Genomic DNA, 18,360 nt, shown 5'->3' on the forward strand with positions numbered 1-18,360 from the left:
CCCCCCCCGGGCCCCCCCGCCCGCGCGGGGGGCGCCCCCCCCCCCCCGGGGGCCCCCCGGGCCGGGTGCGCCGCCCGCGCCGACCGCGCGTCCGACGGCCCGGCCCGCGCAGCCGACCCTGGACGAGTACTACGAGCAGCGTGCCGTCGCGGCCGGTGGCGGTGCGGCCGCGATCCCGGCCGCGCCCGCGCCCGCGGCGCCGGTTCCGGCCGTGCCCGCGGCGCCGAGTCAGCCCGCTGCCGAGCAGGACAAGGAGCCGGAGGCGAAGGAAGCCGCACCGGAGAAGCCCGCACCCAAGCAGACCCGGGCCAAGCGGGGCAAGGCGCCGATGCCGTCCTGGGAAGACGTCCTCCTGGGCGTCCGCAGCTCCGGACACTGAGGGCCGGGCTTCCCTGCCGGGTCGACGGCTGACGCGTGCCCGGTGAGTTACCCGAGTTCTTGCTGGAGCTGGTGATTCGTGGGAGGTGAATCGTGTTCGCGGCTTCCACGCTCTGGTATTGCGATACCGATGATCCCGTGGCGGTCCTGCGTAGCCGGCCGGAGCCCGATCCCGACGCGGCGGCGGCGCTGGCCGGGCAGTTGTACGCCGACCACGATCTGTTGCCGATCATGATCGGGACACTGAACGGGTGCGCGGCGCCGGATCGCGACGAGGTGTACATCGGCTGTTATCCGGGGCTGACGGTCGTGTGCACGGCCGAGGCCGCGCTGGTGCGGCCGACGCGGCTACCGGATCTGCTGGTGCGGCCGCTGGCGTCCGAGCACACGTACCTGGTCTCGTTCGACTCGCGCATCCACTGGGGCGCGTTCGCGCACTGGGAGCGCGGGGAATTCCGGCGCTCGTTCAGTTCCACGCGCGTCGACATCCTGGAGAACGAGGGCCTGCCGATGGTCTGGGAGCGGCCGTTCTGGGCAGGCGAGCATCCGGTGCCCTGGCAGGACGGCGCGCCGGGACCGCAGACCTTGCCGTTCGATCCGCCCGCGTTCGCCGACGCCGCCAACAACGCCTGGCTCGGCTTCGGCTACCGCGCCGCCGAACCCCGGCACCCCGGCCCCGGCGACCTCGCGGTGTGCGGCTTCACCCTGTATCCGAAGGGCAAGGCGCCGCGGCCACGCACCGCGCAGACGGCCAGTCCGGGCGCGGCCACCCGGCGTCGACGTGGCCTGCTCGGCTGGCTACGCGGCTCCGACCGGGTGCTGTGACTCAGCCGAGCTGGTCGAACAGCACCGCCAGCCAGCCGGACACGACCCCGAGCGCCGCACCGGCCAGCACCCACCGCACCACCGGCGTGAATCGCCAGCGCCACGCCGTCGGCGCCACCCCGACCGCCGCGACGACGTTCACCGCCACCGCTACCAGCGGATGCACCGCGGCCAGCGCGGCGCCGAAGGCGTACACCGCGACACCGCCGAGCGCGGCCACCAGCACGACGACCGTGAGCCCCGCCGCCCACGGCTCCGAATCCGGTTGCGCGCGATAGGGGCCGTCGGCCTCGTCGTCGTTCACAGCACCACCTCGCCGACGCTCGGTACCGGGTGCTCGGCGGTGTCCACTCGCCGCTCGCCGGGCTCACTCACGACGATCGCACCCGTTCGTAGAACGCCATGGCCGCCGCGGTCGCGACATTGAGCGAGTCGGTGCCCGGTGACATCGGAATCCGTGCCCGCACATCGGTGGCGCGCATGGCCTCCTCGGTCAGGCCCGGCCCCTCCGCGCCGAGCAGCAGCGCGACACGGTCGCCCGTCATCGCGGTGGCCAGGTTGACCGCGGCCGGATTCGGGGTCAGCGCGATGATCTGGAACCCGCGATCGCGCAACAGCTCCAGTCCGCCCGGCCATTCGGGCAGCTGCGCGAACGGGACCCGCAGGACGTGTCCCATCGAGACCCGCACGGCGCGCCGGTAGAGCGGGTCGGCGCACCGGTCGCCGAACAGCACGGCGTCGGCGCCGAGGCCAGCGGCGTTGCGGAACATCGAGCCGAGATTCTCGTGATCGTTGACGCCCTCGAGCACCGCGACCGTGCGGGCCCCGGCGAGGGCCTCCTCGACCGACAGCACGGCCGGCCGCGGCGCGACCGCGAGCACGCCGCGATTGAGATGGAAGCCCACCACCTCCGCCATCACCTCGGCGCTCGCCCGGTAGTACGGGATGTCGCGGCCCGCGAGATCGTCGGCGAGCGCCGCGTAGCGCTTGCCGACGCCGAGCAGCGCGCTCGGGGTGAACCGCGAATCCAGCATCCGCTGCACGACCACCACGCCCTCGGCGATGACCAGGCCCTTGCGGCCGGGCAGGTCCGGTCTGCGGTCGGCGGCGGACAGGTCACGGAAGTCGTCGACGCGGGGGTCGGCGGGGTCGTCGATGTCGATCACTTCGGCCACCGGACAATCCTGGCATGATGGATGCATGAAGCTCGTACAGTTGATCTTGAACATCCTGTGGGTGGTGCTGTGCGGTTTCTGGATGGCACTCGGCTACCTGCTCGCCGCCCTGATCTGCTTCATCCTGATCGTCACCATCCCGTTCGGCATCGCCTCGTTGCGGCTCGCCGGATACGTGCTGTGGCCGTTCGGCCGCACGGTGGTCGACAAGCCGAGCGCCGGCGCGGGATCGCTGATCGGGAACATCATCTGGTTCATCTTCGCGGGTTGGTGGCTCGCCATCGGCCATATCGCCACAAGTCTCGCGCTGGCGGTGACGATCATCGGCCTGCCGTTCGCGTGGGCGAACCTCAAGCTGGTGCCGCTGTCGCTGTTCCCGCTCGGCCACGAGGTGGTCGAGAAGGACGCGCTGACCAGTTGATCATTCCGATTCGGCGACGATCTGGTTCATGATCGCGACCGCCTGATCGAGGATCTCGATCTGCTCCGGGGTCAGGCTGGCCAGCCGCTCGGTCATCCACGCCTCGCGCGCGTGCGTCTCGTCGGCGATCAGCGCGCGACCGGCGGGTGAGAGGGAGACGATGATCTGCCTGCCGTCGGTCGGATGCGGGCGCCGCTGCACCAGGTCCAGGTCGGACAGCGAGGCGATGACGCGGGTCATCGACGGTGGCTGCACCCGTTCCTTGCCCGCGAGCACCCCGGGGGTCATCGCGCCATCGCGCGCCAGCGTCGCGAGTGCCGACAGCTGGGTCAGCGAGATCTGCGCATCGGCACGGCGGCCGCGCAGGTGTCGCGTGAGCCGTACGACGGCCAGTGAGAGGTCACCGGCCAGGGCACGGACGTCGGATGGCGTTGTCACAGTGCAGAACTCTACGGTACGTCCGCGCCCCCTGACGGGTTTCAGGTCGGTACTGTTTGGGTATGGATATCGGCCGCGTCGGAACTTCGATCCCTGAGCTGCCTCGCGGGCTGGTGGATCCGCGCCCGGTGGTGGTGGCCGGTTTCGTCGCGTGGCTCGTCGCCGCGGTACTGGTGTGGGTGAATCCGGCCTGGTCAGAGGCTAGACCAGTGTGCGCCATGGGGTTGGTGGTCGGCGTGCTCGGCGTGTCGATCTGGCTCGCGCAGCGGCGCTCGGCCCGGCGCGGCGACAAGGGCGCCCAGGTGGGTCTGTCCGCCGACTAGCCGGTCACCTCGAACTCGGCGCTGGTCCCACTGACCGGACGCAGCGTGCCGTCGGCGCCGAGGACGTCCACGTAGTGCACGAAGCGGTGCGTCCCCCTGGCTCGCGCCGGAATGTCCCAGGTGAAGCGCGCGATCGAGACTGCGTCGCCCTCCTTGCGCCAGTGGAACCGCACGTCCCACTCCCCCTCGTTGGCCACCCGCACCCAGTCGGCGCCGCTGCGGCGCTGCACCTCGAGGAAGGTGTCGCCGCGCCGCGGATTGTGTTTCGGATGCGCGGAGACGAACTCGACCGCCACCCGCGTACCGGCGCCACAGCTGGCGGGCGGCTGCACCAGCACGTCGCCGAAGGTGCGCCCGCGCGGTGCCGCGTCCGGCCCAGGCGTGGTGGCGAGGTTCGGTTGCAGCGCGGAGACATCGCGCGGCGCCGGACCGCGGCCGATCGCGCCGCCCGCCACGAATGCCGCGGCCAGCCTGCTGAATTCCTGCTGGTACGCGCCGAGCGTGTAACGACCGAACAGGGTCGAGGCGCCCTCGTACTGCTGGGCGTCGTACTCCTCCGGCGTGGTGACGTACTCGTGGTAGGCGTTCGCGTACCCCTGCAGCAGCACCTGTTCCTGGTCGACGCCGAGCACCTCCGCCACCGCGCGGCGCACCCGCAGGCCCGCCACGATCGTGAACTCCGCACCGGCGGCGGCCAGATACAGCTCGCCGATCCGGACCAGCTGGATCGGCACCACATTCGGCACCCACGGCACCGGCGGCAGCAGCCCGAGCGGCACCGCGACCGCCTTGGGCGCCTGCGCGTCGGCCAGCCAGGCGGGGTGCGGATGGTCGATGCCGCCGAGGAACTCGACGAACGGGTTGCGCACACCCTCGGGAATGGGGCCGCCGGGCAGGCCGGGGCCGTCCTCCACGCTGCCCGCAGCCAGTGACACGCCCGCCGCGGCGGGGGCGGTGCGCCGTGGCGCGCCGTCGGGGGTGAAGCGGCCGTCGACAGTGAGATCGGCGAGGTCGATGTAGCACAGCAGCGAGTCGACCGCGCCCGGCATCGATACCGCTTCCGCGGCGGCCGCTTTCGAGGCCGCGTACTGGCGTTCGCCGATGATCCTGGTGTTCTCGAACTCGTCGGTGGTCGGGCCGTCGCCGGGCGCGAGGTTGAGATTGGGCGACATGTCGCCCGCGTTGGTCTGCGCGAACGCGGCGATGTAGGACGGCTTCCCGTCCAGGTGCCGCACGCCGTGTTCGAGCTGCTCGGCCGCGTAGCTGGCGTAGCCCTTGTTGTCCGAGCTGATCAGGCTGTTGGCGTTCGTCATCGAGGTGTTGTGCGTGGCGAACCAGGTGAGCGCGCCCACCTCACGGCCCGCCCTGGCGAACACCAGGGTCGTCACGGCCGGGTCGATCGCGTCGGGGAACAGGGCTCGCTCGGCCTCCGGATTGCGGTCGAAGGCCACGCGGGAGCGGTTCACGCTGGCGTCGCGCAGGGTCGATCGTCCGAGCGCGATGGTGCCCGGCGCGAAGTCGGCGTCGGCCGCGGCGATCGCCTCGACGATGCCGTTCACCTCCGCGTCGTAGACCTGCTGCTGAAATCCCAGGGTTGCCAGGGTATAGGCGTAATCGTGCGCGGAACCGCCACAACTGGCATGGGTATGCGTGGAGGTGAGGACGACATTTCGCTCGGTATAGCGGTCCCCGAATCGCCGCGCGAGTGCGCCGAGCACGCCGTGATGCACGGAGCCGAACACGGCGCCGTTCTCCACCGCCACATACGCGATCCGATTTCCCCCCGACCCGATCACGAAGGCGCGCGCTCGCGGTCGCAGATGAATTCCCGCGGTGGCCTGATCGAGTTGTGAGTAGCCCATCATGCCGCATTCCGCGGCGGGCCCGGTGAGATCGGCGATGCCGAGGCCGAATTCGAACCCGCCCGGATTCGCGTGGGCGGCCGGGCCGCCGCCGGGCAGGGTGGCGACGACGGGCACAGCGGCCATACCCAGCGCCGAGGCGGCCAGGACGGTACGGCGGGACACGGACATCAGACGACTCCTTCGTGACTTCCGGTTCGGAGACAACCACATCAACTGGTCACATGTCCAGCATTTCTGGCGGATCGGCGAATTGACTGTTTGCCATGCGAGCGCTTAACTCGCACACGTGTCCTCCCGATTGAGCGTCGAAGAACGACGAGCCCACCTGATCGAGGCAGCGATCGGTCTCGCCGAGAAAAAGGGCGTGGCGGGCGTGACCACACGCGATGTCGCGCAAGCGGCCGGTGTCTCGCTCGGTGTGGTGCATTACTGTTTCGAAAACAAGGACGCGCTGATGACCGAGCTGGTCAAAGCGTTGTCCATGGAATTGCGGGATTCCGTCGACGCCGACGATTCGATCTGGGCCGACGCCGGAACCGGAAAAGAAGCACTTCACAAATTGGTGCGCGGCGGACTCGAACTGATGTGGCGCAACATCGAAGCCACACCGGAACGCCAGCTGCTCACCTACGAGACCACCACCTACGCGCTGCGTGAGGGCGAGTCGACGCCCGCCAAGATCGCCATCGCGCGCGAGCAGTACACGTTCAACGACAGCACCGTCGCCGATGTCATCGACCACTGCCGGGAGGCGACGGGGACGCGGTGGAACACGCCGGTCTCGGAGCTGAGCCGGTTCATCCTCAGCGTCATCGACGGGATCGTGCTGCGCTGGCTGGTCGACGACGACAGCGAGTCGGTGCAGAAGCAGCTCGACCTGCTGGCCGAGATGGTCGTCGCGCACGCCGATTAGGCGCGCGGCACCTGCACGTGCACCGCGTCGTCGGTGTGCCACCACGGGACGGTGACAGTACCCGTCACGGCGCCACGCAGGTGGATTTCCAGCGTGTCGTGCAGGACCAGCGCGCCGGAGGTGTCGGCCGGTGACCACAGCTGCCGCAGCACCACACCCAACGGGCTGGCGGCCCAGGTGGTTCGGGTGCCCGTCCCGAGGACCTCGGCGGTGACCTCCTCCGACACCAGCGGCAGGTCCAGCAGCGTCGCCAGCGACTCCGCGTGGGTGGTGTCGCCGACCACGAGGCGATCCGGTGCGACCACCAGGCCGAAACACGGCTGGTCGAGCACCATCGCGGTGCCCGCGTCGACGACCGCGCCGTCGAGTGCCCTGACCTGCTCGGGCAGGTCCAGCTCGCGCGGATCGAGCGCGCCCGAGGCGACCGCGGCCGCCAGCCGGGCATGGGTGCGCGCGATGACTTCGGGCGCGGGCGTTTTCGCGGGGTCGGCCAGCGCGTCGAGCAGTTCCTCGGCCAGCTCGGCCGACATGATGTCGGGGCGGACGAGGAGCGGGCGCAGGACGTCGAGGTCGCGGGGGTCGAAACCGGTGATCGCCGGGAGCAGTCCGGCGAATTCGTCGTCGTCCGGATGCCGGAGGCGGCCGAGAGCGACGCCGTCGAGGTGCGCGTGCCGGTGCAGCCACCAGGCGGTGTAGCCGTCGCCGTCGGCGAGCAGGGCGCGGGTACGCGGGACCGCGAGCAGGTGGCGTAGCGCTGTGGGCCAGCGGTTCTCGTCGACCAGGTCGAGGTCGCGCACGGCGGAGAGCTCGCGCGGATCCTCGGAGAGGCTTTCCCACCAGGCGGGTTCGTCGTCGAGGTCGTGGTCCGGGCCGACGGGGTCCTGATCGGTGACGACGCCGAAATCCCAGCCGACGCCGATCGCGCGCAGGGCCTCGGCGCCGTACTCGTCGACCACCGAGTCGGCGACGGTGCCGAACGGCGAATCCGGCTCGAGCACCTCCCCCAGCGGCGCGCCGGGGAGCAGCAGCTCGTCGGCGGGGCGCAATTCGCCGGTGTCGTCGGGCAGCTCGAGCAGGCCGAGCCAAGTGGGAAGCACCTCGGCGGGGGCGAACGGGGCGAGGCGCAGGACGGCGTCGACGGTGTCCGGGTCGGCCGGGTCGTGCTCGAGCAGGTCGCGCAGGCCGGGATCGGTGAGCAGATCCTCGGCGGTGGCGCTGCGGGCGCCCAGCCGCGACAGCAGCGCGTGCGTGGCGTCGGGATGGACCAGGCGGGCCCAGTGCACCGGCACCGCGACGGTGAGCTGGTCGTCCAGGACGACGGTGCGCGGCCCGGTGACGAGCCTGCCGTCGGCCAGCGGTACCGCCAGCGCGCCGAACTCCTCGGCGGTCCTGGTATCGACGACGAACGGCTCCACCGCCGCGTAGAACCGCCGCCACCAGGTCGGTTCGCGCTCCAGGCCGCTCGACAGGTCGGCCAGCGCGGCGGGGCCGAGGCGATGCACGTCGAGGACCGAGAGCTTCTCCTGCGCGGCGCGGTCGGAGAGTTCGGGGATCACCAGGGGGCCGGTGAATTCCACCAGGATGGCCGCCAGGTCCGGGGTGAGGTCGGGGAAGACGCTCGCGCGGGTGGGGATGCTGTCCGGCGCGGGCACCGGCGCCGGGAAGTCGTCGCCGGGCCACACCGCGGAGTTGTCCACAGGTGTGACGGGGCAGGTGGGGAGCCAGGGGTGCACGCGGAGTTCGGTGGTGACCGCTTCGCGGAGCGAGGCGTCGGCTTCGCTGCGGGCGAAACCCGGGGTGGGGACGAGGACGAGGCGGTCGCGGGGCGGGAGCGCGCGAGCGAAATCGGCGTAGCCCGTGGCGATCTCGGTGAGGCGGGCGCCGGGGAGCAGGCGGCGGCGATCGGGCTGCATGGGGATGTCGGCCACCAGGATCGCGGGGAGCGAGAGTTCCTCGTCGGAGCGGGTGGGGGCGCGCAGGACATCGGGTGCGGTGGCGACGGGGCGGCCGTCGCGCACGGGGAGCAGCCAGCGGGCGCGGGCGGTGCGGTACTGCCACCAGCGCCGCTGCTCGCCGGTGGGCAGGGTGACGGTGAGCTCGGTGAGGCCGTCCTGCTTCAGCTCGGTGACCGTGCTGGTGAATTCGTCGGCGCCGACGCGGATGCGGTGCAGGGCGGGTAGTTCCAGCAGCAGGTCCGGCGCCTCGGCGCGCATCGCGGCCAGCAGGGCGTCGGCGTCGATGTCCGGACGCAGGTGCACGACGATCTCGGTGTCGGCGCCGGCGACCGGGGTGGTCGGCACCGGCCAGGCCAGGCGCAGCACCGGCGGCGCGATCGTCGCCAGGTCGTCGGGGATCTGGATCCCGGTGTCGTGCAGCGCGTTCAGTGTGGCGACGCGGGAGAAACGGATGGACCCGGTCGTCGACCGGACCTCGATCTCCTCGCCCACCGAGCGCACCGCCGTGAACCCGACGCCGAAGCGCCCGACCAGCTCCGTGTCGGACTTACCGGAGGCGCGCAGCGCGGTGAGCGCGTGCACTCCCGAAACACTCAGCGGCACACCGGTATTCGCGACATGCAGGCGCCCGTCGAGCAGCCGCACACTCAGCTCACCCGCGATCCCGGCCTTCGCGGCGGCATCGGCGGCGTTCTGCGCGAGCTCGGTGAGCACGCGATCCCGATAGCCCGCGGCGACCAGGTCCGCCTCAGTCGCACTGTCCTCGCGCAGCCGGGTAGGCGAATCCCGCCAGGCGGCGAGCACTCCGGCCCGCAGCTCCGCCGTGCCGAAGGGATCCGCCGAACCGTTCAGCGCGCCACCGACGATCCGCGCTCGTCCACGGACTCACCGTCATCGTCGCGTGCGACGGCATCGGCGCCGTTCACCGCGTCATCGAGCCCAGACGACGATCCCCGCACCTCGGCGGCACTGTGCGTGTCGACTGCGCCGGGGGCGGGCGCGGCTTCGGCCGTCTCGGGGGCGACCACGTTGGAGGAAGCCACTTCGGCAGCTGTTGTGCGCGCAGCGGATTCGGCATCTGACGAGGCGACATCGGCAGTCTCGGCCGGGGCCGTGCCATCAGCCACAGCCGGGGTTGCCGGCGTGGCCGGGGCATCCGCCGCCTGCGTGCCGTTCGATGCGGACGGAGCGGATTCGGTGGTGTCCACGGCCGGAGTCGCCGAGGTTTCGGCGGCGGGCTGCGGGACGTCGATCGCCGAGCCTGCCTCGGTAGCGGATGTACCGGCTTCGGTCGCTGTCGATTCCGCGGCGATGACCTCTGCGGCGGGCTCCGGCTGCGCACCTTCGGCGAGGGCGGCGCGGTCGGCAGCGGCCGCCTCGACGGCTTCGGCCTCGGCCGTTTCCTGCGCGGCAGCGACCTCGGCGGTATCCGGCGTCGCGGCGGCCTCAGCGGTTTCCTGCGCGCCAGCGGCCGCGGCCCTTTCCGGCTTCGCGGCGGCCTCAGCGGTTTCCTGCGTGGCGGCACTCCCGGACTCAGTGGCGGTCTCGGCCGAGGCGTCACCGGCGGCACCGCCCTCGGCCGAGCCGTTGACCTCGACCGTGGCGGCCGGTTCGGTGCGGGTGACCTCGACGTAGTCCACGGCGTGGTCGTCGAAGGCCTCGTAGCGGGGCGAGCCGTTGCCGCTGGGGGCGACCACGTCGGAATGCGCGCCGCAGCCGTATTCGATGTGGACGACGTGCCCGTCGGCGCCCATGGCATTGCCGCAGACACCGAAGGATTCGCGCAGGGCGCCGGCCAGCGGGAGGTAGAAGCCACACAGGCCGCAGGTGGAGGGTGCGGCCTTCGCCATCTCCGTGTCCGGACCGAATTCGGCATACCAACGCTCGGCGGCCTCGAGGCGACCTTCGAGGCTCAGCACCTGGGTGCGGCCGAGGCCGACCTCGCGGGCGACCTCGTCGATCACCGGATCGCCGGTGGCGACATAGCCGGGGACCAGGCGCGGATCGTCGGCGGGCGGGGCGAGCAGATCGCCGGGACCGAGGTCGCCTGGGCGCACCCGCTGCTCCCACGGCACGAAGTCGGGGGCGATCAGGGCATCGGGCCCCGGCAGCAGCGCCGACTCGCTGACCGTGGCATATGTGGCTTCCGGCGGCGCCGCGACCACGACGGCCCACTGCCAGCCGCGGTAGCCGGCCAGGGTCGCCTCGAACCGGTGGGTGGCCGCGGTCTCGTCCTCGGCGGTCACCCCCAGATGGACTCCTACCCCGTCGGGTTCCAACTCGACGAGCGCACGACGTGCGACTTCGGCCGCATCGGCCAGAACAGGACGCACGCCGGACTCCGAAACAGATACTGCGCTCACGGCATACATTTTGCCGTATGAAGTGCGATCGGAGTTCGTTGGCTGTCGGAGTGCTGGTCAGCCTGCTCGGCGTGGGCGCCTGCGGGGGTCCGGCGGAGGGTGGACCGCCGCGCCTGCGCGTCGAGGTGATCGGCTCGTCACCGCACGATCCGCGGGCGTTCACGCAGGGGCTCGAGGTGGTCGACGGCGTCCGCTACGAGAGCACCGGCATGTGGGGCGTGTCGACGGCCCGGACCGCCGACCAGGCCACCGGCGCCGAGACCGCGCGCGTCGAGCTGCCGAGGGAGATGTTCGGCGAGGGCATGACCAGGGCGGGCGACATCGTCTGGCAGATCACCTGGAAGGACGGCGTCGCCATCGCGCGCGACCCGGTCACCCTCGCCGAGACCCGTCGCGCGCAGTACGAGGGCGAGGGCTGGGGTGTGTGCGCGCAGGCGGACCGGCTGATCATGAGCGACGGCACCCCCACGCTCACCTTCCGCGATCCGGTGACCTTCGCCGAAACCGGTTCGGTGACCCTGTCCGGCTACGACTCGCCGAAGCCCAACGAGCTGGACTGCGCCCCCGACGGCACGGTGTACGCCAACAACTACCCCACCGACGAGATCCTGCGGCTCGATCCCACGACCGGCCGGGTGCTCGCGGTGATCGAGGCGGGCGGGCTGCTCTCGCCGACCGAGCGGGCCGGAACCGATGTCCTCAACGGCATCGCGCACCTGCCGGGGACCGATCGATTCCTGATCACCGGCAAGTACTGGCCGCGCCTGTTCGAGGTGCGATTCGTGCCGAAATAGGCCGATGTGGCGAACACGGCGACGCCGCGAGTGAACGCCGCGACGGCGCGTACGACAGAATTGGACTTGTGACTACGCCCCGCGATCCCTCCGGTCCCGACCGTGGTCGCCGGGGCGGTCATCCCGCGGGCACGCCGCCCGACCGTCATCCGGGCTTCGGGCAGTACCCGCCGCGGTCGAGTCACGAACCGCCGCGACCGCGCAAGGTCTTCCCTCGCCCAGATGTGCCGGAACAGCCGACGGTCCGGTCGCGGGTGTTCCGTCGCGGCCGCACGGACGAACCGCCGACCACCCCGGTTCCGCCGCGTACACCGGCCGGCCCGCCACCGGGTACCGTCCCGCCGCGCGGCCAGGACCCCTATCCGGACCAGCCCGCGAACGGGCCGGCGGGCACCCGCCCGCTGCCCCGTGGCGAGGACGAACCCGACCAGGTCAAGCAGCGGATTCCGCGCAAGCTCACGGTCACCCGGGTCGCCGCCATGCGCAGCAGGGAACTCACCGAGCGCGGCTTCGCGACCTTCCAGCGCGCCGCCAAGGCCGACGGCGCCGACCAGTCCGGCCTGACCGCGCTCACCTACGCCACGATGGCCAACTTCGCGCTCGACGCCGCGATCGCCGTCTCGCTGGCCAACACCCTGTTCTTCGCCAGCGCCACCGCCGAGTCCAAGACCAAGGTGGCGCTGTACCTGCTGATCACGATCGCCCCGTTCGCGGTGATCGCGCCGCTGATCGGCCCGATGCTCGACCGTTTGCAGCGCGGCCGCCGGATGGCGCTGGCCACCACCTTCGCCCTGCGCGCGGTCTTCGCGGTGCTGTTGATCTTCAACATCGACACCTGGGGTCTGTATCCGCTGGCCCTGTGCATGATGGTCGGCTCGAAATCGTTCGCGGTACTCAAGAGCGCGGTGACGCCACGCGTGCTCCCGCCCGACATCGATCTCGTCCGCACCAACTCCCGGTTGACCGTGTTCGGCCTGGTCGGCGGCACCATCGGCGCGGGTGCGCTGGCCGCGCTCGCCGCGCTGATCGCCGGTTCCACCGGCGCGCTCGTCTTCGCCACCGGCCTCGCGGTGGCGGGCGCGTATCTGAGCCTGCGCATCCCGTCGTGGGTGGAGGTGACCGAGGGCGAGGTGCCCGCCACCCTCACCTACCACGGCCCCGACGCGCACACCGAGGTGCTCGTGCCCGGGCAGGAGTCCTCGGTGCCCGCCAAGAAGCGGCGTCAACCGCTGGGCCGGGCGGTGGTGACCGGCCTGTGGGGCAACAGCGCCATCCGCGTGCTCACCGGCTTCCTCACCTTCTATATCGCCTTCGTCGCGAAGGGCTCCGGGGGCAGCCCGACCGAACAGGCCGCCATGCTCGGCGTCGTCGGCGCGGCGGCCGGTCTCGGCAATTTCGGCGGCAACGCGACCGGGGCCAGGCTGCAGCTGGGCAGGCCGTCGCTGGTGGTGCTCGGCTGCACGGCCGCCTGCGCGGGCGTTGCGGTGTTCGCGATGTTCACCGGCAATCTGTTCGGCGCCGCGTTCGCGACCCTGGTCGCCTCGGCGGCGAGCGCGCTGGCGAAGGTCTCGCTGGACGCGGCGATCCAGGACGACCTGCCGCCGGAGTCGATCGCGTCCGGTTTCGGCAGGTCGGAGACGGTGTTGCAGCTGAGCTGGGTGGTCGGCGGCGCGGCCGGTGTGCTGCTGCCGATCGAGTTCTGGAAGGGTTTCGCGGTGATCAGCGTGATCCTGCTGGCCGGACTGATCCAGACCTTCGTCAGCTACACCGGGCACTCGCTGCTGCCGGGGCTCGGCGGCAACCGGCCCCAGCACGCCGAGCAGGAAGTGCCCACATATCCGAGAGGGACAGGAGACCCCAGCTGGTGAGCAAGCTCAACGCACGAACGGTGGCCGCGCTGGTCGCGGTCGGCCTGGCGGTCGTGGTCGGTGTGACGGCGGCCATCGTCGCCTACGCGGTGTCGAAGGCGCCCGATTCGGCCCCGGTGGTCACCGTGTACGGCGGCGGCAAGACGGTCGAGGCCGAGCCGTTCGGCTACTGCAACCTGGCCACCGGCGCCTGCGAGAACTACGAGCACACCTACTACCTGCTCGTCCCCTCGGGCGACCCGGTCCAGGTCTCCCTCCCATCGAGCATCGCGGAGGCCCCGTGGGTGGTGCTCCAGCGTTTCGAACGCCCCAGCGGCGAGCGCGAAGACCGCGTCATGAGCTGGCTCGACTTCCCCGAGGGCGTCCGCGCCCTGAGCATCGACACCCAGCCCGCACCGGACCTGCGCCTCATCGGTTTCGAGGTGCAACTACCGATGATCTACACCGACCCGGCCACCGGCCAGGAACAAACCGGCGTCCACGGCGCCTGGTCGATCGGCACACCCGCACCCTGACTGCGTTCCCGCCCCGCACGACCCGACCTCGAGGAGGGTCCGCCGCGTCAGCGGCGGGGGGGGGGGGGGGGGGGGGGGGGGGGGGGGGGGGGGGGGGGGGGCGGGCGGGGGCCGGGGCGCCGGCCGCCCCCCACCCACGCCCCCCCCCCCCGCCCCCCGGGGACACAAGGGGCCGCGACCTCGAGCGCGCCAGCGCTCCAAAAACTCAGTGATCGAGTTCGCGCGCCCCCGCGCGGACGACCTCGGAGATCCGCTGGGACAGCTTGCGGTCCGGGTACTTGCCGCGGCGCAGGTCCGGCTGGACCTTCGTCTCGAGCAGCGTGATCATGTCCTCGACGAGGCCGTGCAGCTCGTCGGGCGACTTGCGCGGGCCCGTGTCCTTGCGGGCGGGCTGCTGGGCCTGGTTGCCGCGCACCGTCGGGGGCGCCTCGAGCAGCTTGAGACTCAGCGCCTGCGGGCCACGACGGCCGGCGGCCATGCCGAACTCGACGCGCTGTCCGGGCTTGAGCCCTTCGACGCCTTCGGGCAGCGCGGAGGAGCGGACGTAGACGTCCTCACCCTCGTCTTGGGAAAGGAAGCCGAAGCCCTTTTCGACGTCGTACCACTTCACCCGGCCGGTCGGCACTGCGCTCACCCGTTCATCATTCGACACCCGAACCCTTGTGGTCCGGGTTAGTTCTGCGTTGTCGCGAAAAGAACGCGCCCCACAGCAAGGCAGGACGCGATGTGCTCAGAGTCTACCCCGGTGGCCATACCGCGAGCACATCAGTTTTACGGTGCACCGGTGACGAACTCTTCCCCTGACGGCCCGCGGCGGCCGAGCGATCTGCTGCTGCGACTAGCCGTGGCGCTGTTCGGGATCGGGATCCTGGCGGTGGTCGCGATCTTCCTGACGCCGATCGTCTCCGACGCGAAGCCCGGGCTGGTGCTGTACCTGCTCGCGCTGTTGGCGCCGGTGGGGTTCCTGCTCGGGCTGATCTTCGCGCTCTGGTCGGGCCGTCGCGCGCGTTGACGCGTCAACCGATTACCCGCCCCGGTCGTTACCCAGACTCGACTGTGATCCTCGTCACATAACGAAGAGGTCACGAAGTGTGTGTGCAACCGTCGCGCACAAAAACCATGGCGGCTACCTGCGCGGACGCCTCGGGGATCACCCCGAGACCACCCCGAGACCACCCTGTACACGCCGGTTACCAAATAGTGACTTTCCCCGCTGTCCGTCGTACCGTTTCTCTCAGCCGGGGCAACCCCCGGAACCACCGGCCCGCCGCACCGAACCTCACCCCGCGGGTACCGGACCCCGATTGGAATCAGGGGTGAGGGCGGACCGGGAGACCTCTCAGTCCGGACCACATGCAGGTGCGCACGAGAGGAAGAAACCCGATATGAGTGGACGCCACCGCAAGCCGACTTCCACCGGCCGCACTGTCGCCAAGGTCGCCGTCACCGGCGCCATCATCGGCACCGCCAGTGCAGCTTTCGCAGGAAACGCCAGCGCGGCCCCCGACTCCGACTGGGATCGCCTCGCGCAGTGTGAAGCCGGCGGCAACTGGGGCATCAACACCGGCAACGGCTACCAGGGCGGCCTGCAGTTCTCGCCGTCGACCTGGAACGCCCACGGTGGTGGCGAGTACGCCGCCACGGCAAACCAGGCCACCCGCGAGGAGCAGATCGCGGTCGCCGAGAAGGTGCTCGCCTCGCAGGGCTGGGGCGCATGGCCCTCGTGCTCGGCCAAGCTGGGCCTGAGCAGCGGTCCGACCGAGCGCGCCGTCCCCTCCTCGCCGAGCTGGGTTCCGCAGGTCAACGTCCCGCAGGTGCAGGCCGATCCGAGCCAGGAAGTCTTCCAGGCCGTCGACCGCGCCCTCGCCGTCGTGCAGCAGCAGGGTGTCGCCGTGCCGCAGCAGGCGCTCGATTTCTTCAACTCGGCCAAGGGCACTCAGCTCGACCCGGCCGTCATCAACTTCTTCGAGGCGAACAAGGGCCTGCTGCCCTCCTGATCGCCCCACGCACACAACAAGAGCCCGCATCCTCGAGGATGCGGGCTCTCGTCTTTCCCGTCCGTATTACACCCGGTTGATGACAGTCTGCGGGTGGACGTACGGCAGCTCGGTGGCCGGGACGGGAAACACGGTCTCCTCACCGAAGGGCGAGAGGTTACCGGCGCGGGTAGCCGACAGTTCGGTCACGGCGTGCTCGCCGTCGGCCACCTGCGGCCAGCCGTTGTCGACGTAGGGTTTCTTCGATTTGTTCACCACCGGCTCATTCTGGCATACCCACGAAGTAGGCTGGATCGGATGATCGCGACCGACTCCCTCGCCGATTGGCTCGGTGCGCGCACCGATGCCCAGCTGGTGAAACTGCTGCAGTTGCGGCCCGATCTGGCGGTGCCGCTGCCCGCGTCGATGTCGGTGCTCGCGGTGCGCGCCCAGCAGCGGGCCTCGGTGCTGCGCGCCGCCGACGATCTGGACACGCTGGAGTTCGCGATCATCGAGGCGCTCACGGCCAACGAGGACGCCCGCACGATCGGCACCGAGCACACCCCGCTGACGCGCACCACGCTGCACGCGCGGCTGAAGGACCGGGTCACCAAGACCGCGTTCACCGCCGCGCTGACCCGCCTGCTCGACCGCGCGCTGGTCTGGCAGCTCGGCGAGGACCTGCACCTCACCCCGAGCGCCGCCGAGGCCCTCCCCTGGCCGCTGGGCGCGACCACCGCGCTGCCCGACGCGCTGACCGAGCCGGAGGTCACCGCCGCACTCGCGCAGGCGAGCCCGCCCGAACGTGCCCTGCTGGACAAGCTGGCCACCACGGGCCCGCGCGGGCGCACCAGGGACGCCGCGCCGGGCACCCCCGCCGACCGTCCGGTGCCCCGCCTGCTGGCGGCCCGGCTGCTGCACCGGATAGACGACGAGACAGTGGAACTGCCGGTGACCGTCGGCCAGGTGCTGCGCGGCGACCCGGTGACCGATCCGCACGCCCTGGCCCCGCCCAAGCCGACGCTGACCAAGAACGCCCCCGCCGAGGTGAACGCGGTCGGCGCGGGCGAAGTCGGTGAGCTGCTGCGCGATTGCGCCGATCTGCTCGACGCCCTTGGCCGCCTGCCCGCGCCCGCCCTGCGCGCGGGCGGGCTCGGCGTGCGCGAATTGCGCAGGCTGGCCAAGCAGACCGGGATCGACGAGCAGCGCACCGGACTGCTCATGGAGTTGCTCGCCGCCGCGAAGCTGGTGGAGAAGGGCCTGCCGGAGCCGACGCCGGAACTCGACTCCACCGACGATTTCTGGGCGCCGACGCCGGCCGCCGACGCCTGGCTCGACGCGCCACCGGCGACCCGCTGGGTGCTGCTCGCACAGGCCTGGCTCGAGCTGGACCGCATGCCGTGGATGATCGGCCTGCGCGACGCCGCCGACAAGCCCATCGCGGCGCTGTCGGCGGAGCTGCGCATTCCGCACGCGGTGCGCGACCGGCACGCGATTCTCGGGCTGCTCGCCGAATACCCGAGCGGCACCGCGCTCACCGCCGCCGATATCGGCAAGCTGCTGGCCTGGCGGATGCCACGGCGGCGCAGGCACTTCCGCCTCGACGCGGTGACCGCCACGCTGGCCGAGGCGGCCACCCTCGGACTTCTCGGGCGCGGCGCGCTGGACTCGGCCGCGCGGGCCCTGCTGCACGGGTCGGCGACCAGCGTGGCCGACGCCGAGGCCGAGATGGCCGCCGCGCTCCCGGAGCCGGTCGATCACGTGCTCGTGCAGGCCGATCTGACGGTGATCGCGCCCGGCCCGCTGGTCCCCGAATTGCGTGGCCGGATCGCGCTCGTCGCCGATGTGGAGTCGGCGGGCGCGGCCACCGTCTACCGGGTGAGCGACGCGTCGGTGCGCCGCGCGCTGGACGCCGGGCTCACCGCGTCCGAGCTGCACGCCCTGTTCACCAATCATTCCCGCACGCCGGTCCCCCAGTCGCTGACCTATCTCATCGACGACGTCGCCCGCCGCCACGGGCAGCTGCGCGCCGGGATGGCGCAGTCGTTCCTGCGCAGTGACGACCCGGCCCTGCTCGCGCAGGTGCTGGCCGCGCCGGTGGCCGACACCCTGGCCCTGCGCGCGATCGCGCCCACCGTCGCGATCGCGCTCGCACCGTTGAGCGAACTGCTCGACCAGCTCAGGGCGGCCGGGTTCGCCCCGGCCGGTGAGGATTCGGCGGGTGCGATCGTCGACCTGCGCCCGCGCGGGGCCCGCATCGCGGTCCGCCCGCTGGCGCGCAAGCCCTATCGCCCGACCCCGCCGAGCGACGAACAGCTCGCGCTGCTGGTCACCGAGCTCCGCGCGGGGGAACGCGCGGCGGGCGCCCGCTCCAGCCAGCAGGTCCGCACCGACGGCACCCGCACCGGCACCGCGGCCCCCCCGGGGCGGGGGCCGCGGGGCCCCCCGGGGGGGCGGCCCGGGGGCAAAGGGGGAGGCGGCGCGGGCGATGCTGGACCAGGTGCACTGGTGGGCGAGCGCGCTGGTGGCGGCGAGGTCGGCGCAGGTCGCT

19 protein-coding genes are annotated in these 18,360 nt (G+C 71.7%); 11 read left to right on the forward strand and 8 right to left on the reverse strand.

Annotation, left to right across the window (positions count from 1 at the left end):
* Together sepH and QH270_RS11435 are read left to right on the forward strand one after the other, a co-directional pair.
* Positions 1–379 (forward strand): septation protein SepH (gene sepH / locus QH270_RS11430; RefSeq protein ID WP_280340769.1); only part of this gene is annotated, 379 nt, incomplete at its 5' end.
* A gap of 92 nt (positions 380–471) precedes the next feature.
* Positions 472–1,203 (forward strand): DUF6928 family protein, encoded by a 732-nt coding sequence (locus tag QH270_RS11435; protein ID WP_348537653.1) that lies wholly within the window; start codon positions 472–474, stop codon positions 1,201–1,203.
* A gap of 1 nt (position 1,204) precedes the next feature.
* On the opposite strand, the gene QH270_RS11440 is transcribed toward QH270_RS11435, so the two are convergent.
* Both QH270_RS11440 and QH270_RS11445 read right to left on the reverse strand, forming a co-directional pair.
* Positions 1,205–1,507, reverse strand: coding sequence for a DUF2537 domain-containing protein (locus QH270_RS11440; protein WP_280340771.1), 303 nt, complete (start codon positions 1,505–1,507; stop codon positions 1,205–1,207).
* 67 nt (positions 1,508–1,574) lie between these two features.
* A complete protein-coding gene (locus QH270_RS11445; protein ID WP_280340773.1) occupies positions 1,575–2,378 on the reverse strand; it encodes a TrmH family RNA methyltransferase in 804 nt (267 codons plus the stop codon).
* Between the two features lie 25 nt (positions 2,379–2,403).
* Here QH270_RS11445 and QH270_RS11450 point away from each other — a divergent pair, with 25 nt between their 5' ends.
* On the forward strand, positions 2,404–2,799 hold the full coding sequence (locus QH270_RS11450; protein ID WP_280340775.1) for a YccF domain-containing protein: 396 nt from the start codon (positions 2,404–2,406) through the stop codon (positions 2,797–2,799).
* Here the strand turns inward: QH270_RS11450 and QH270_RS11455 are convergent, their stop codons facing one another.
* Positions 2,800–3,237: a MarR family winged helix-turn-helix transcriptional regulator gene (locus QH270_RS11455; protein ID WP_110037321.1), complete on the reverse strand. Its 438-nt coding sequence runs from the start codon at positions 3,235–3,237 to the stop codon at positions 2,800–2,802.
* Between the two features lie 62 nt (positions 3,238–3,299).
* Between QH270_RS11455 and QH270_RS11460 the strand changes: the two genes are divergently transcribed.
* On the forward strand, positions 3,300–3,560 hold the full coding sequence (locus QH270_RS11460; RefSeq protein ID WP_280340777.1) for a DUF2530 domain-containing protein: 261 nt from the start codon (positions 3,300–3,302) through the stop codon (positions 3,558–3,560).
* Here QH270_RS11460 and QH270_RS11465 read toward each other — a convergent pair.
* A complete protein-coding gene (locus QH270_RS11465) occupies positions 3,557–5,593 on the reverse strand; it encodes a neutral/alkaline non-lysosomal ceramidase N-terminal domain-containing protein (RefSeq protein ID WP_280340779.1) in 2,037 nt (678 codons plus the stop codon). The genes QH270_RS11460 and QH270_RS11465 overlap by 4 nt on opposite strands.
* A gap of 118 nt (positions 5,594–5,711) precedes the next feature.
* Between QH270_RS11465 and QH270_RS11470 the strand changes: the two genes are divergently transcribed.
* Positions 5,712–6,338 carry a TetR/AcrR family transcriptional regulator gene (locus QH270_RS11470; protein WP_280340781.1) on the forward strand — a complete coding sequence of 209 codons (627 nt, stop codon included), beginning with the start codon at positions 5,712–5,714 and terminating at the stop codon, positions 6,336–6,338.
* On the opposite strand, the gene QH270_RS11475 is transcribed toward QH270_RS11470, so the two are convergent.
* Together QH270_RS11475 and QH270_RS34660 are read right to left on the reverse strand one after the other, a co-directional pair.
* Positions 6,335–9,097, reverse strand: a complete 2,763-nt coding sequence (locus QH270_RS11475; RefSeq protein WP_280340782.1) for a sacsin N-terminal ATP-binding-like domain-containing protein — start codon at positions 9,095–9,097, stop codon at positions 6,335–6,337. The two genes, QH270_RS11470 and QH270_RS11475, sit on opposite strands and share 4 nt — an antisense overlap.
* A gap of 44 nt (positions 9,098–9,141) precedes the next feature.
* Positions 9,142–10,656 carry a DUF3027 domain-containing protein gene (locus tag QH270_RS34660; RefSeq protein ID WP_432420340.1) on the reverse strand — a complete coding sequence of 505 codons (1,515 nt, stop codon included), beginning with the start codon at positions 10,654–10,656 and terminating at the stop codon, positions 9,142–9,144.
* Between the two features lie 17 nt (positions 10,657–10,673).
* On the opposite strand from QH270_RS34660, the gene QH270_RS11485 reads away from it, so the two are divergent.
* The 3 genes from QH270_RS11485 (at position 10,674) to QH270_RS11495 (ending at position 13,833) form a co-directional block, all read left to right on the forward strand.
* Complete coding sequence (locus tag QH270_RS11485; RefSeq protein WP_280340784.1) at positions 10,674–11,450, forward strand: glutaminyl-peptide cyclotransferase; 777 nt, start codon at positions 10,674–10,676, stop codon at positions 11,448–11,450.
* Between the two features lie 68 nt (positions 11,451–11,518).
* Positions 11,519–13,318 carry an MFS transporter gene (locus tag QH270_RS11490; protein WP_280340786.1) on the forward strand — a complete coding sequence of 600 codons (1,800 nt, stop codon included), beginning with the start codon at positions 11,519–11,521 and terminating at the stop codon, positions 13,316–13,318.
* Complete coding sequence (locus tag QH270_RS11495) at positions 13,315–13,833, forward strand: DUF2771 family protein (RefSeq protein ID WP_280340787.1); 519 nt, start codon at positions 13,315–13,317, stop codon at positions 13,831–13,833. The genes QH270_RS11490 and QH270_RS11495 overlap by 4 nt, the downstream gene beginning before the upstream one ends.
* A gap of 205 nt (positions 13,834–14,038) precedes the next feature.
* Here QH270_RS11495 and QH270_RS11500 read toward each other — a convergent pair whose 3' ends face one another.
* Entirely contained in the window at positions 14,039–14,458 is a 420-nt protein-coding gene (locus QH270_RS11500; RefSeq protein WP_280340791.1) for a cold-shock protein, read from the reverse strand.
* Between the two features lie 159 nt (positions 14,459–14,617).
* Between QH270_RS11500 and QH270_RS11505 the strand changes: the two genes are divergently transcribed.
* Positions 14,618–14,845, forward strand: a complete 228-nt coding sequence (locus QH270_RS11505) for a hypothetical protein (RefSeq protein ID WP_280340788.1) — start codon at positions 14,618–14,620, stop codon at positions 14,843–14,845.
* Between the two features lie 373 nt (positions 14,846–15,218).
* Positions 15,219–15,830 (forward strand): resuscitation-promoting factor Rpf1 domain-containing protein, encoded by a 612-nt coding sequence (locus tag QH270_RS11510; RefSeq protein WP_110037332.1) that lies wholly within the window; start codon positions 15,219–15,221, stop codon positions 15,828–15,830.
* Between the two features lie 66 nt (positions 15,831–15,896).
* Here QH270_RS11510 and QH270_RS11515 read toward each other — a convergent pair whose 3' ends face one another.
* Complete coding sequence (locus tag QH270_RS11515; protein WP_110037333.1) at positions 15,897–16,088, reverse strand: hypothetical protein; 192 nt, start codon at positions 16,086–16,088, stop codon at positions 15,897–15,899.
* Positions 16,089–16,127: 39 nt separating this feature from the next.
* Here QH270_RS11515 and QH270_RS11520 point away from each other — a divergent pair.
* Positions 16,128–18,360 (forward strand): helicase-associated domain-containing protein (locus tag QH270_RS11520; RefSeq protein WP_280340789.1); only part of this gene is annotated, 2,233 nt, incomplete at its 3' end.

The sequence above is a fragment of the Nocardia neocaledoniensis genome (assembly GCF_029868625.1).
Lineage (GTDB): Bacteria > Actinomycetota > Actinomycetes > Mycobacteriales > Mycobacteriaceae > Nocardia > Nocardia neocaledoniensis_A.